This is a genomic window from Candidatus Brocadiaceae bacterium, assembly GCA_012728835.1.
GTDB lineage: Bacteria > Planctomycetota > Brocadiia > SM23-32 > SM23-32 > JAAYEJ01.
In genome coordinates, this window is sequence record JAAYEJ010000045.1 from 19217 (window position 1) to 33068 (window position 13852).

Below are 13852 nucleotides of genomic sequence, written 5' to 3' on the forward strand. Positions count from 1 at the left end.
GCCCGGCGGCGGACGGGCCGCAGCCCTCTCGGGGCGGGAGGAGGAAACGCGCGATGGCCGAACTCAAGCCGGGCGACCCGGCGCCGGCGTTCGAACTGGCGGATCAGGACGGGAACACGGTGAAGCTGAGCGACTTCCGCGGGCGGAAGGTGCTCGTCTATTTCTACCCCAAGGCCGACACGCCCGGTTGCACGAAGCAGGCGTGCAGCGTGCGCGACGCCCGGCCCGACCTCTCGGCGCTCGGGGTCGACGCCGTCGGGGTGAGCCCCGACCTGCCCGGGCGTCTGAAGAGGTTCGACGGCAAGTACGGGCTGGGCTTCCCGCTGCTGTCGGACGCCGACCATGCCGTGGCCGAGGCATACGGCGTCCGGGCGGAGAAGTCCATGTTCGGCCGGAAGTACAGGGGCATCGTGCGATCGGCGTTTCTGGTGGACGAGGCCGGCAGGATCCAGGAGGCGTTCTACGGGATCAGCCCCGCCCGCACGGTGCCCTCCGTGCTGGCCGCCCTGGGGCCGGAGTGACGGCCCGCCCGCTTACATGTACCCGAGCTGCTCGAGCCGGCTCCTGACGGCCGCCTCGTCCCGCCGGGGCAACGCGCCATCGGGGCCGGGCTCTGTGCGCGGCACGGCGGCGCGGCGCGGAGCGCTCACGTCGTCGGTGAGCATCTCGGTCAGGACCCGTCCGTCGTAGTCCTCGGGGATCGGGCAGCCCAGGAGCGCCAGCACGGTGGCCGGCACGTCGGCGATGGCGGCGTCCGGCAACTCGACGTGCCGCACGTGCGGGCCCGCCGCCATCAGGACGCCCTCGGAGCGGTGTCCGCCCATGAGTCTCACCCGGTCCCAGCGCACCTCGGGCAGGGCGTAGACCGCGCCGCCGTCCGGCCCCTCGCTGAGCGTCTGCATGCTGTACTGGTCGTCCTCCGACTCGACGATCAGGTCGGGCAGGCAGTCGAGCCGCGGGCCGGACCAGATGTCTTCCCGCCTGTGCACGGCCCGGATGACGGGGCGGCCCGTGCGGGGGTCGCGCAGTGGCCGCAGCGCCTCGATGACGCGGTTGCGCACGCCCTCATACTCCGCGCCCGGCTCGACAATGCCCTGGGGCTGGCGGCCGCGGAGGTTGACGTAGACGCCGTGGTCCGCGCCCACAGGGTAGGCGAGGCTTCGGCGGTAGTCGACGCCTCCGGCGGCGGCCCCGGACGCGACGCAACCGGCCAGGCCGGGCAGGAGCGATCGGAGCACGCGCTTGAGGGAGTAGGGCACGACCCGGGCCAGCAGGCGGCCGGCCGAGCGGCGCCCGCGCGCGAACGGTCGCGGCGGCGTGGGGGTGAGCAGCCCCGCCGCGGCCAGCGCCTTGCGCAGACTCAGGCCCGCCCGCAGCGGGCCCGACCCGTGGTCCGACAGCAGGAGGACGTCCGTATCCGCGCCGGCCTCCGCCATGAGCGTGCCGACGGCCTCGTCCAGCGCGGCGTAGGTGGTCCGGACGGCACCGGCGATGCGTTGCTGACGGGGCGTCAGAGTCTGCCCGGACCGTGCGGCTTCCAGGTAGGGCCAGAAGCAGTGACACGCCCGGTCGGCCGCCACGAACACGACGCAGAAGAGCGGCGGCCGGTGCTTGCGGTACAGCCCCACGGCCGCCCGGCACCGCGCCCGCAGGCTGTCGAGCAGCCGGGCCAGGATGGTCTCCGGGGCCTCGCCGACCGCGCTGAGCAGGCCGACGTCGATGGTGTAGTCCGGGCTGGCCGCCATCAGGTCGTCGAAGACCTCGGGCGGGCTGGCCATGGCCCTCCCCAGTCTGGGCGTCATCATGCCCGAGATCATGAACCCGTTGAACGGCTTCGGGGGATAGGTGAAGGGCAGGTTCAGGATGCCGCCGGAGATGCCGTGTCGCCCGGCAGTCTCCCAGAATGTCTCGCCGGCGCGGTCGGCGGCGGTGGCCAGGCGCGGGCGGTAGTCGTCGCTTCGCGTGCGGCTGAAGCCGATGATGCCGTGCTTGCCGGGGTTCAGGCCGGTCGCGAACGTGCTCCATGCCGCCGGCGAGCAGGGCGGGATGGTGCTGCGGAGCGGCCCGCCGGCGCCGGTTTCCAGGACGCGGGCGAGGTTCGGCAGGACGCCTTCGGCCACCCACGGCCACGTGAGTTCGGGCGTCAGCGCGTCGAGCCCGATGATCATGACTCTGCGTTCGTTCACGCGGTCGCGTCCCATCCCGTTGGCCCGGGCAGGCGTCAGCGCGTCCTCTCGGCGGACTCGCCGTCACGACGGTCCAGTTCCCTGCGGATTCCGCGCAGTTCCCTCCGGTTCAACGGCATGTGTCGGATCACGTGGCCCAGCAGGGCGGGGACCGAACAGGCGAAGAAACGGTCGGCCAGGTCCTTGATGGCCTGTTCGGCGCCCTCCTCGCGTGTGACCGTCGGGCGGTACACCACCGAACGGCCCCGGCGCTCGTCGGCCAGCAGGCCCTTCTGGTGCAGCACCCGCATGACCATCAGGACGGTGTTGTAGGCTCGCGGGGCGGTCCGGCGGAGCTGTTCGTGCACCTGCCGCGTGGTCGCCTCGGACAGCTCCCACACCACGTTCATCACGGCCGCTTCCAGAGGCGTCAGTGTGCACGTCTCGGCCCTGCCCATCTGCTCGGCTCCCGTGGCTTCAGAGACGTTCAGCCTACACGGCCCGGGCCGGCCATTCAACCGCCGGTCCGTTCGCCGGGACGGTCTTGCGCGCATGGGCGCCCTTCCCTACAATGCCGTCGGGCGTCGTTTCGGCCCCGTATTCTCACGCGGATGGGGAGCATCGATGGCGCGCGTGCTGGCCCTGGAGCCATACTACGGGGGGTCCCATCAGGCGTTTCTGGACGGATACCGCCGCCGCAGCCGCCACGCGATCGACCTGCTCACCATGAGCGCGCGCAAGTGGAAGTGGCGCATGCGCGGCGCGGCGCTGTTCCTGCACGACGAACTGCGCGTGCACAAACGACCATTCGACATACTGCTCGTCAGCGACTTCCTGGACCTCGCCGCGCTCATGGGGATGGCGCCGCGCCTGCCGCCCGAGACGGCCACGGTGGCCTACTTCCACGAGAACCAGCTCACCTACCCCGTCCCGTCGGAGCAGGACCGCGATTACCAGTTCGGATTCACGAACATCACGACCTGCCTGGCCGCCGACCGCGTGCTGTTCAACTCGCGCCACCACCGGGACAGCTTCCTGGGGGCCGCCCGCGCGCTCCTGGGCCGCATGCCGGACTACGTGCCGCGCCGCGCGGTCGAGACGATCGCCCGCCGGTCGCAGGTGGTGCCCGTCGGCGTGGAACTGGCCGACATCGACGCGCAGCGGCCGGCGGCCGAGGCGCGCAGCGGCCCCCTCACCGTCCTGTGGAACCACCGCTGGGAGTACGACAAGGGCGCCGAGGAGTTCTTCGACGTGATGTGCGAACTCCAGGCGGAGGGCTATGACTTCCGCCTGGCCGTGACGGGGCAGCAGTTCCGCACCGCGCCCGCCGTGTTCGAGGCGGCCCGCCGGGCACTGGCCCCGCGCATCCGCCGGTTCGGCTACGTCGAAGGCCGGGGGGAGTACTGCCGCCTGCTCCTGGAGAGCGACCTGGTGGTCTCGACGGCCGAGCAGGAGTTCTTCGGCATCTCCGTCGTCGAGGCCGTCTACGCCGGCTGCGTGCCCGTGCTGCCCAACCGCCTGAGCTACCCCGAACTGCTGCCCGAGAGCCGCCACGCGCAGTGCCTGTACGAAGGCCGCGACGGCCTCAAGGCGCGGCTCGTCCGCTGGCTGGAGCATCCGGAGCAGGCGCGCGCGCTGAACCTGAGCGCCGACGTGGCCCGGTTCGGCTGGGAGCACGTGGCGCCGATGCTGGACGACGTCATCGACCAGGTCTCCGAGGCCCGGCGGGAGGACGGCCATGGTTGAGTTCGCCCACCCCGCCCTGCTTTGGGCGCTGCCGGCGGCCGCCCTGCCCGTGCTGATCCACCTGCTGAACCGGCGTCGCTATCGCCGCGTGCCCTGGGCGGCCATGGCGCACCTTCTGACCGCCGAACACCGCAGCCGGCGGCGCGTGCGCGTGCAGAACGTCCTCGTCCTGGCGCTGCGCGCGGCCGCCGTCGCCCTGCTGGTGCTGCTGTTTGCGCGGCCGGCCGTGGCGGGGCGTCGCCCGGCCGGCACGGCGGCCGGCGATGGCCGCGTGGTGCTCCTGCTGGACGATTCGGCCGGCATGGGGCGGCTCGCCGCCGGCACGACGGCCTTCGAGCGGGCCGTGGACACGGCGGCGGCCATGGCGGACGGCCTGGCCGGGGGTGGGGCGGGCCTGACGGCGTTTGTGGCGAGCGAGGAGGAACCCTTCTTCGAGGCGGCCCCGATGGACGCCGAGAAGGCCCGGGAGTTCCGCACGCGTGCACGTGCACGGACGCCCGTGGCCGTGCCGTTCGACCCCGCCGCCCGCCTGCGCGCCCTTGCAAAGAGCGCCGCCGGGCCGGGCGACGTCCGCTTCATCGTCGCGAGCGACCTGCAGGCCGCCGACTGGGGCGAGGGGGCGGTACGGCCGGAGGCGGCCGAGGCGCTGCGGGCGCTCCAGGCGCGCGGGCCGGTCTGGGTCTGGGACGTCGGCGCGGCCGGGCGCGCGGGCGTGCGCGTGGCGGAGATCCTCGACGACGGGCGGCCCGTCTACGCGCGAGCGGCGACCGTGCTGCGGGTGGTCATCGAGAACGAATCCGACGCGGACCGCCCGGCCGGTCCGGTGGAGGTGCGGGTCGACGGCCGCGTCCTTCCGTCCGTCCCGGGGCCGGCCGTCCCCGCCGGGCAGCGCCGCCAGGCCGCCGTCCAGGTCTACCTGGAGGAGCCGGGCTTCCACCGGATCGAGGCGGCCGTCGAGGGAGGCGACGACTTCCCCGCCGACGACCGCCGCACGTTCGCCTTCGAAGCGGTCGAGTCCCTGCCCGTGCTGGTCGTCGAGGGCGGGCTGGCCGCCCGGCCGGCGGATGCGGCCGGCTACTACCTGCGGGCGGCGCTGCAGCCGAGCGACGGCGCCGGGCCGGGGCTGCGGGTGACCGGCCGCCCGGCGCAGACGGGGCCTCCCGACGACCTGGACCGCTACGCGGCCGTCTTCCTGTGCGGCGTGCGTTCGCCGGACGGCTGGCTGGACGCCCTGCGGGGCTACGTGGGCGGCGGCGGGCGGCTGGTCGTCTTCCTGGACGATGAGGCCGGTGCCGACGCCTACGCGCAGGGCCTGCTCGGACCGGACGGCCTGCTGCCCTGCCGCCCGGGCGAACTCGTGCGCGCGCGGGCCGACGGCGTCCACCGGCTGGCCCATCTGGAGTTCGCGGATCCCCTCCTGCGCCCGTTTCCAGATTGGGGAATGCTCTTCCACATGGTGGAATTCCGGGCGTTCCGCCGCGTCGAGCCGTTGGGGGAGACGCGGGTCCTGGCACGGTTCGACGACGCGGCGGCGTCGCCCGCGCTGCTGGCCGGTCGGTTCGGCCGCGGCGAGGTGGTCCTGCTGCCCTTCACGGCGAACGACGCGTGGACGGACTGGCCGCGCTCGGAGGCCGGGCGGGTCACGTACGTGGCGCTGATGCACTGGCTGGCGGAGCAGGGGGCGGCCGGTGCGCGCCGGCGGGGATATGGGCTGGACCTGCCGGCGGGCGCGCGCCTGGAGTTCCCGCTCGACCCCGCGCGCTTCCGCACGCAGGCGACCCTGCGCGGGCCGGATGCCGCGGCCGGCGGAGCGGCCGCGTCCGACGGAGCGGCCGCGTCCGAGCGCCTGCAGGCGCGCTCACTGCCCGATCGAGGCGGGCTCTGGCTGGCCGGCGGGCCGCTGCGGCGTGCGGGCTTCCATGAACTGCGCCTGACGGCCCTGGACGGCGGCGAGACGAGCGTCCACTTCGCCGTCCACCTGCCCGATCGCGAGCGCCTGCCGGCGCGCATCGCCAGGGACGCGCTGGAGGACGCGGCCGGCGACGCCGGGCGGCTGCACGTGACGGGGTACGAGGCGGTCGGCATGCGGGCGTGGGCGGGCGCGGCGCGGCCGGTCTGGCCGTACCTGGCCGGCGTCGTCCTGGCCGTCCTGCTGGTCGAGAGCCTGCTGGCGTGGCGGTTCGGCAACCCACGGGCGGGGCGCCCGGAGCGGCCGGCCCGCCGGGGAGGGGCGCCATGACGGCGGCGACACGCGGCTCGGCCGTCGGGTTCTCCTCGCGCCTCGAATGGGACGCGTTTCCGAGGGGCGTCTGGGGGCTGGCAGCCGTGGCGCTGGCCGCGCTGGCCGTCTGGGCCGTCGTGGCGCTCTATCGCCGCGAGGGAGCGTCGCGGCGGGCGGGGCTGCGGTGGCCGTGCGCGGCGGCGCGGCTGGGCTGCATGGCCGCGCTGGCGGTCGTGATCATGCGTCCCTCCATCGTGCGCGAGGCCGAGCGGTTCGTGCCCGGCCGCGTGGTGGTGCTGGCGGACCGTTCGGCCAGCATGTCGGTGCGCGACGCCGCCCTGCCGGCGGACGAGGCGGCCGCCTGGGCCCGGGCGCTCGGACTGGCCGACCCGGCGGCTGTGGCGGACCTGACACGGCACGAGATCGTGCGGGCGGTGCTGGACCGTCGGGAGGGGGAGCTTCTGCGCGCGCTCGCGCGGCGCGGCGCGGTCGATCTGCGCACCTTCGCCGGCACGGCCCGGCGCGTCCTGCACCTGGCGCACGGCGACGACCGGGCGCCGGTCGCGGTGCCCGAGTGGTCGGCGGACGGCACGGCCACGGACCTGGCGGCCGCCCTGCTGGACGCCCTGGAGCCGGCCGGCGAGGGCGCCCTGGCGGGCGTCCTGGTCCTGTCCGACGGGCGCGATACGACGGCCTCGGACGTGGCCGATGCGCTCGTGCGCGGCCGTGTGCCCGTGCACTTCGTCGGCGTCGGGGCGGCCGCCGCCCCGCCGAATGTGGCCGTGCTGGGTCTCGACGCGTCCGATCACGCCATGTTGGGGCTGCCGATGCGGATGACGGCGTCGGTCGGCGCCGACGGCTACGCCGGGCGGTCGGTGTCGCTGGTGCTGTCGGTGGCGGGCGGGGACGGGGCGCCGGTCCGGGAGGTGCTGCGCCGCGAGGTGGTCCTGCCGGCCGACGGCGCCCGCGTGACGGTGGACCTGACGCACGTGCCGGAGGAGGGCGGGCGGCTGCGCTACCGGGCGCACGTCGAGCCGCTTCCCGGCGAGGCGCGCACAGAGGACAACGCGGTCCGGCGGGACGTGCTGGTGAGCGCGCGCACGATTGCCGTGCTCCTGGCGGCCGGCGGCCCGTCGACGGAGTTCCGGTTCCTCCGCTCCATGCTGCAGCGGGACCCGCTGTTCACCGTGAGGGCCTGGACGCCCGAGGCGGGCGGCCCACCCGACCCGTCCGCACTGGCGGACTGCGACGTGGTCGTGCTCTGCGACCCGCCGCCGGACCGGGCCGCCGGGGCGTGGTCGGCGGCGCTGGCCGAACGCGTGGATGCGGAGGGGCTGGGACTGGCGTTTGTGGCCGGCCCCCGGTGGACGCCCGAGGTACTCGGCGGCCGGGACGCCGAGGCGCTGGCGGACCTGCTGCCGGTGGTGGCCGATTCCGCGCGGCTTCGGCCGCTGGTCGGACGCGCCGAGCCCCACACGGTGCCGTGCCCGGTCGAACCGGACGAGGCCGGGGCCCGCCATCCCATCCTGGCGGTGTCGGACAACGCGTCCGCCTTCTGGGCCGCCGCGCCGCCCGTCTACTGGGTGCTGCCGGTGGCCCGGGCCAAGCCGGGCGCCACCGTGCTCCTGCGGGTGCGGGAGGCCGGCGCGTCGCAGTCGCAGCCGCTGGCGGCCGTGCAGCCGTACGGCCTGGGACGCGTCTTCTACTGCGGCACGCCCGAGACATGGCGATGGCGGCGGATGGGCATCGAGGAGTACGACCGGTTCTGGCTTCAGGCCGTCCGCTACTGCGCGGCGGCCCGCCTGGAGGGCGTCGGGCGAGGTGCCCGCATCCTGCTGGAGCGGAACGCCTACGCCGAGGGCGAGGCCGTGCACGTGCGGCTCCGACGCCCCCCCGGGGGGTCCGAGGAGGGTGTGGAGATCCGCGTGGAGTCCGAGGCCGCCGCCCCGACTGCGCCGGCCCTGCACATGCGGGAGGGCGGCGAGGGGCTCTGGGAGGCCGTCTTCCACCCGCCGGGTGCCGGACGTTACGAGCTGGTCTTCGTGGACGGGGACGGCGGGCGGACCTCGGAGGTGGTGACGGTCGGGCGGCCCGATGTGGAGTTCCAGGACCTGCGGGCGGACCGGGCCGCCATGCGGCGCATCGCGGCGGACTCCGGCGGGCAGTGCTTCGGGCCGGAGGAGCTGGACCGGATACCGGAGGCGATCCCGGACGCCGGGCGCGTGAGGATCGACTCGACGCCTCCCGACCCCCTGTGGGATGCCCCGGCCGTGCTGATCGCCCTGGTGGGCGCACTGGCCGTCGAGTGGCTCCTGCGCAAGCGGATGGGCCTGCTCTGAGGCGCGGCCCTCAGACGGTCTCCTCGGCCTCCTCCGGGTAGAGGAGGCTCTGCAGGGCGGTGTCGTACTTCTGAAGGATGCTCGCCATCCGCCTGCGGTCGCGCCGGTCGAGCGCCTGCTCGATGATCACGAGCCCCACGACGAAGGCCAGCGGGCAGTAGGGCGCGGCCTCCGGCCAGCGTCCCAGGGCGACCACGGCCACGGCGCCCGCGCACACGGCCAGGCCGACGGCGACGCCCATCAGCCACCCGCGGCCCTCGCCCGCCGCCATCCGAAGGTACGGCTTGAGGAGCCTCTGCTCCTGCGGCGTCAACTCCATGGCTTCCTCCTCTCGAACGGACGGGCCGTTCCGAATCCCCTGCGTGTCAGCCGATCAGGAACGTGCCGGATCGCGGGTCCTCCGCATAGCGCACGCGCAGCAGCGTCAGGCCGCGGGCGGCGGCGGTCGGGCCGGCGGCCCGCCGGCTCCGGCGGTCGATCGCCTGCCGGAAGGCGGCCGGCGTCATCCGGGAGCGGCCCACGGCCAGGAGTGTCCCCGCAATGATGCGCACCATATTGTAAAGGAACCCGTTCGCCTCGATCATCAGATGCAGCTCGTCGGCGTCTTCGATCAGTTCGCAGCGCGTGACACGGCGCACGTTGCTGCGGGCCTCGGTGTGCTCGCTGGCGAAGCTGCTGAAGTCGTGTTCACCCACCAGCAGCGCGGCGCACTCGGCCATGGCGTCCACGTCCAGGGCCCGCCAGACGCGCACCGCCCTCGCCTCGCGGAGCGGCCGCCGCACGGCGCTCCGCAGGATGCCGTAGCGGTAGAGCTTCGAGGTGGCGGAGAAACGCGCGTGGAAGCCCTCCGGGGCCTCGCGGCAGTCGAGCACGGACACGTCCTTCGGCAGCCAGTGGTTGACGGCCTTCAGGAACTGCTCGGGCGCCAGCTCCGAGGCCGTGTCCACGTGCGCAACCTGGCCCACGGCGTGCACGCCGGCGTCCGTGCGGCTGGCCCCGGCCACGCGCGACGCCGTGCCGGTCGCCTTGCCGATCGCCCGCTCCAGCACGCCCTGCACGGTGCGCCCCCCCGCCTGGAGCTGCCAGCCGCAGAAGCCCGCTCCGTCGTATTCCAGCGTCATCATGAGCCTGTGCATGCAGCAGACTCTAATCGGCCTCCGTCGGCGCGTCAAGCCGCGAGCCCGGCAGCGCCCGGGAGACAAGGGCGGCGGCCGCATACAGGCCGCCCGCCAGGAGCAGCACAGCGGGGTAGCCGGCCCCCATGGCCAGCAGGACGGCCAGCGGCGAGGCGGCCACGGAGGCGAAGCCGTTGATGCCCCACGCCCAGGGCACCAGGCCCGGCGCACCGCGCTCAACGAGCGCCAGGCCGTTCGGGAACAGCCAGCCCATCAGGAAGGCCGGCGGGGCGGCCAGCGCCAGGGCGACGGCGGCCCGGGCCGGCAGCGGCAGGCCGATGAAGGCCCCGAGGATCGAGTGCAGGCCGGCGGCGTACACGCCCGCCAGAACGGCCGTCCCCGCGGCGCACACCAGGATCGCGCGCCGCCGGCCGCCCTTGTACACGCCGCTCATCAGGCTCCCCAGGCCGCTGGCGCAGAGGAAGCCTGAGATGACGATCGCGGCGGCGTAGATCGGGTCCCCCAGGAAACGCGTGAGCTGCAGCATGAAGGCCATCTCGAGGGTGAGATAGGCCAGCCCCAGCAGCGAGAAGTAGGCGCAGACCGCCGCCCGGGCGCGCACGGGCCCCCTCCGCTTCAGAAACGCCAGCGGCAGCAGGATCAAGGCGGCCCCCGCAACGAGGGCCTGCGCCAGGGCCAGGACCAGCACGACGTAGCCCAGTTCCGAACGCCGCAGCCATTCGCCGCCGTGGGCCTCGATCAGCCGGGGCAGCGAACGCCACCGGAAGAAGTTGTGGAAGTAGGGGCTGTCGTCCGTCGGCGGGCGCACGTCATACGCCCAGTCCCGGAAAAAGGCCTCCCGGTCGGCCGACAGGATGCGGACGGCCGCGTGGTGGTACCAGGAGTGCTCCTGCCCGGGCGGGCCGTCCACGCGGTTGATCTGCTGCTCGGGCTGCAGCCCCTCGCACGGCGCCCATTCGACGTCCATCGTCAGTTCCGAAGCCGCCGACAGCAGCGTGCGGCACTGCGCGGGCGTGAGCGGGCGGGCGGAGGCCATGTTGATCGAGGCCAGGTAGTTGCGGGCCAGGACGAGGTGCCGGCCGGGGTCCTCTGCGCCTCGCGTCTCGAGCGCGGCCCGCAGGGCGGCGAAGACCTTGAGGCCGTCGCGGGGCGGCGCCTGCAGGCCGCGCGTGATGCCCAGGAGCCCGCCCTCGGAGAGCCGGGCCAGGCACGCGGCCAGACCCTCGCGCGTCAGCAGGTGATCCTCGTGCAGGGAGAGCAGCCCGCCCGAGGCGGCCGGCATGCCCTCCGCCGTCACGATCTGCACCAGGTCGAACGTCTCCTCCGTGCGGTCCACGAAGGTGCGCGGCTCGGCGACGACGACGCGGACGTCGGGGCCGAGCAGCACGCGCCCGCTCGCGGCGGCCAGCGGGGCCTGCATCAGCGCCGCCAGCGCGGGGTCGGGCTGCACGACGGTGATCGCGCGGGCGCCCATCCGGCGCGCCAGCCACACGTTGGTGCCGCCGGCCTCTCCCAGCAGCAGCACGCGCGGGCGGCCCAGCAGGCGGTAGGGAAGCGCCATCGGCGTATGGTCCAGGATGGCCGCCTCCTCCGGCGACGAGATGCGGAAGACGGTGGCCGCCGGTTCGCCGTCGGCCAGCACGGCCATCTGCCGGGGCGGCACCGTGGTGGCCGCCAGGCCGGCGAACAGCGTGTGGTGAAGCAGGGGGGAGTCGTAGACGTCCAGCCGGCTGCGCGGACTGCGCGCCGTGGCGAGGTGGCGCGCCCGCCCCTCCTGCTCCCAGCGCCGCAGCGTGGAGAGCATCTTGTGCTCGTCGATCTGCAGCGGGCGCGGGTTCCGTACGGGCAGGAATCCGCCGATCAGGGCCGCGGCAACGGCCGCCGGCAGCGCAGGGCGCCGCAGGGCCCACACCACGGCGGCCATGGCTCCCAGTGCCGAGGAGGCGTAGATGAGGTGATGCTCCGGCAGCAGGAACATGAGCCCCAGCGCCAGCAGCACGCCCGCCCCGCTGCCCAGCAGGTTCGCCCCGTAGAGCGCGTGCGGGCGCCCGGCCCGGTGGCTCAGCGCCAGCCCGATGGCCGTCGCCCCGAACAGGAAGGGCACCAGGAGCAGCAGATGGTAGAGGAGCAGCCAGGCCGCCTGCCGGCCGCTGTAGAGCACGTAGCGGGCATCGAGCGGCAGGGCCTGGGCGGCACGGAGGCTCCAGACCGTCGAGAGTGCGAACAGCGCGGCGAGCACCGCACACGACGCATGGAAGCGCCGCCGCAGGGCGGCCCCGGCGAAGGCCAGCAGTGTGCCGCTCACGCCGAACCCGAGCAGGGCGGTGCTGACGACAAGGTAGGCGAAATGATGCCAGCGCGCGACCGACAGGCAGCGCATCAGGGCGAGTTCGAGCGACAGAATCCCCGCTGCGAGCAGGAAGACCGCCGCCATGGTGCAGACGCTGTCCCCTGCCGGCGGCGCCTGGCGGCTCATCGGCTCCTCACTGCGTGTCCATCGCGCGGCCCGTCAGCGGCACGAAGCGCACCGGCAGGACGCTGCGTGTGCTCAGCCGGCCCTCCTCGTCCTTGGAGATGAGGACGAGCTGCTGAGCGCCGTAGACGGGGCCGACGGGGATCGCCATCCGTCCGCCGGGCCTGAGCTGGGCCGTCAGGGGAGGCGGGACGTGCCCCGCGGCGGCCGTCACGATGATGGCGTCGAAGGGCGCCTCGTCCGGCCACCCGTAGTAGCCGTCGTCCCGGCGCGTCCGGATCGTCCCGTAACCGACTGCGGCGAGCTGTGCCGAGGCCCGCTCGTGGAGCGCCTCCAGGATCTCGATCGAGTAGACGTGCGGGGTCAGCTCGGCCAGGACGGCCGCCTGGTAACCGCTGCCGGTGCCGACCTCCAGCACGCGGTCGCCGGGCCGGATGGCCAGCAGTTCGGTCATCAGCGCCACGATGTAGGGCTGGGAGATGGTCTGCCCGTGGCCGATGGGCAGGGGGCTGTCGTCGTAGGCCGCGCGGCGCATGTTCTGCGGCACGAACAGGTGCCGCGGCGCGTTCCGCATCGCGCGCAGGACGTCGGGGTCTTTCACCCCGCGCGCCTCGATCTGGTCGCGGACCATGGCGGTGCGCTCGGCCGCCCGTTCCTCGATGCGCGGGCGGTCCCGGGTGGGAGGCGCTTCGCCGGGCACGCCCTCAGTGGCGGCGCCGGGCCGCCGGGCGGGCTCATCGGCGTTCGGGCAGCCCCACACGCCGGCCAGCAGCAGCCCAAGAGCGATCCACAGGAGGCCCCCTGTGCGTTCCATCCGCCCCTCCACACAAGGACTCGACGCCGCCCTCGATGCCAGGCTCTGTCTGAGAACCCATCTGGCTTCGGCCGGCTGCGAAGCCGGATCGCTTCGGCGTCGGCGCCAAACGTCCTCAGCGTGGACACAGCCACGCTTCCGGGCCTTTGCCGCCTGCCGCCTTGCCCTCCGGCTTCTCGCTCGGCCTCGGGCCGACGATGGATTCTCAGACAGAGCCTAACACGCCGTCCCCGGGCGGTCAACCCGGCGAGGGGGCGGGTGGAATGCGCGGCCCGCTACCTGCGCGCACGCGTCCCGCCGCTGGAGGGGCACGCTCCGTCGTGCCCGTCCGTGCGCGTCCGTGCATGCGTCCGTGCCGCAATCCCCGGCCGCGACGGCGCGCGGCCCTCCACACACGGACGGGCCACGGACGAAGGCACGTGCGTGGCACAGCCGCCCACGGCTGTGTCGGCGCCGGAGGCGCCGCGGGGCGGGGGCCCGTTTCCTGCGTCCGCCCGCGCTCCGGATCCCCCGATGTGGTATGATCCGCATCCTCCGGTACCGAACAGCCCGTCTGCCCCTGCGGAGTCCTCGCATGCGGTGGCTCAGTCGAATCGGCCTGATCGTGTGGCTGGGGTTCCTGGTGTGGGGCAGCCTGATGCCGACCGTTCCGGCGGGCCGCACCATCCGTGTCGTGCCGGGGGGCGCCTACACGGTCCACGCAGTCGCCTACGCCATCCTCTGCATGATGGCGGTGTTCGCGCTGGGGTCGACCGGCCCGCGCGGCCTGCTGCTGACGGCGCTGGGCGCGTGCCTGCTGGGGCTGGTCCTGGAATGGGTGCAGCCGCACACGGGACGGGCATTCGACTGGGGCGACGTGGCGGCCAATGCGGCGGGGGTCGCTGCGGGGCTGGTGGCCGTGTTCTGCCTGCGGCGGGTGCCGGGGTGCTGCCGGCGGGCCGAGCCGGGCGGCTGAGGG

General features: G+C 74.3%; 11 protein-coding genes. 5 read left to right on the forward strand and 6 right to left on the reverse strand.

Features of this window, described 5'->3' with window-relative positions; all coding sequences use genetic code 11:
- The first annotated feature begins 53 nt into the window (after nt 1–53).
- On the forward strand, nt 54–521 hold the full coding sequence (gene bcp, locus GXY85_06890; GenBank protein NLW50557.1) for a thioredoxin-dependent thiol peroxidase: 468 nt from the start codon (nt 54–56) through the stop codon (nt 519–521).
- Between the two features lie 12 nt (nt 522–533).
- Here the strand turns inward: bcp and GXY85_06895 are convergent, their stop codons facing one another.
- Together GXY85_06895 and GXY85_06900 are read right to left on the reverse strand one after the other, a co-directional pair.
- Nucleotides 534–2186, reverse strand: a complete 1653-nt coding sequence (locus tag GXY85_06895) for a hypothetical protein (protein NLW50558.1) — start codon at nt 2184–2186, stop codon at nt 534–536.
- A 35-nt stretch (nt 2187–2221) separates the two neighbouring features.
- Entirely contained in the window at nt 2222–2623 is a 402-nt protein-coding gene (locus GXY85_06900; protein ID NLW50559.1) for a BlaI/MecI/CopY family transcriptional regulator, read from the reverse strand.
- A gap of 166 nt (nt 2624–2789) precedes the next feature.
- Between GXY85_06900 and GXY85_06905 the strand changes: the two genes are divergently transcribed.
- From GXY85_06905 to GXY85_06915, 3 genes are read left to right on the forward strand one after another with little or no spacing between them, the layout of a single operon-like run.
- Nucleotides 2790–3911: a DUF3524 domain-containing protein gene (locus tag GXY85_06905; protein ID NLW50560.1), complete on the forward strand. Its 1122-nt coding sequence runs from the start codon at nt 2790–2792 to the stop codon at nt 3909–3911.
- A complete protein-coding gene (locus tag GXY85_06910) occupies nt 3904–6150 on the forward strand; it encodes a hypothetical protein (GenBank protein NLW50561.1) in 2247 nt (748 codons plus the stop codon). Before GXY85_06905 ends, GXY85_06910 begins: the two co-directional genes overlap by 8 nt.
- Nucleotides 6147–8471 (forward strand): hypothetical protein, encoded by a 2325-nt coding sequence (locus GXY85_06915; protein NLW50562.1) that lies wholly within the window; start codon nt 6147–6149, stop codon nt 8469–8471. The genes GXY85_06910 and GXY85_06915 overlap by 4 nt, the downstream gene beginning before the upstream one ends.
- Before the next feature lie 10 nt (nt 8472–8481).
- Here the strand turns inward: GXY85_06915 and GXY85_06920 are convergent, their stop codons facing one another.
- Genes GXY85_06920 through GXY85_06935 form a run of 4 tightly spaced genes read right to left on the reverse strand, consistent with a single transcriptional unit; the run spans nt 8482 to nt 12894 of the window.
- The gene (locus GXY85_06920) at nt 8482–8790 is read right to left on the reverse strand and encodes a hypothetical protein (protein ID NLW50563.1); all 309 of its coding nucleotides are present in this window, start codon (nt 8788–8790) and stop codon (nt 8482–8484) included.
- 46 nt (nt 8791–8836) lie between these two features.
- Nucleotides 8837–9607, reverse strand: a complete 771-nt coding sequence (gene truA, locus GXY85_06925) for a tRNA pseudouridine(38-40) synthase TruA (GenBank protein ID NLW50564.1) — start codon at nt 9605–9607, stop codon at nt 8837–8839.
- Between the two features lie 10 nt (nt 9608–9617).
- Nucleotides 9618–12083 carry a hypothetical protein gene (locus tag GXY85_06930; protein ID NLW50565.1) on the reverse strand — a complete coding sequence of 822 codons (2466 nt, stop codon included), beginning with the start codon at nt 12081–12083 and terminating at the stop codon, nt 9618–9620.
- Nucleotides 12084–12090: 7 nt separating this feature from the next.
- Nucleotides 12091–12894 (reverse strand): protein-L-isoaspartate(D-aspartate) O-methyltransferase, encoded by an 804-nt coding sequence (locus tag GXY85_06935; GenBank protein ID NLW50566.1) that lies wholly within the window; start codon nt 12892–12894, stop codon nt 12091–12093.
- A 574-nt stretch (nt 12895–13468) separates the two neighbouring features.
- Here GXY85_06935 and vanZ point away from each other — a divergent pair.
- Nucleotides 13469–13849, forward strand: coding sequence for a VanZ family protein (gene vanZ, locus GXY85_06940; protein ID NLW50567.1), 381 nt, complete (start codon nt 13469–13471; stop codon nt 13847–13849).
- Nucleotides 13850–13852 lie beyond the last annotated feature (3 nt).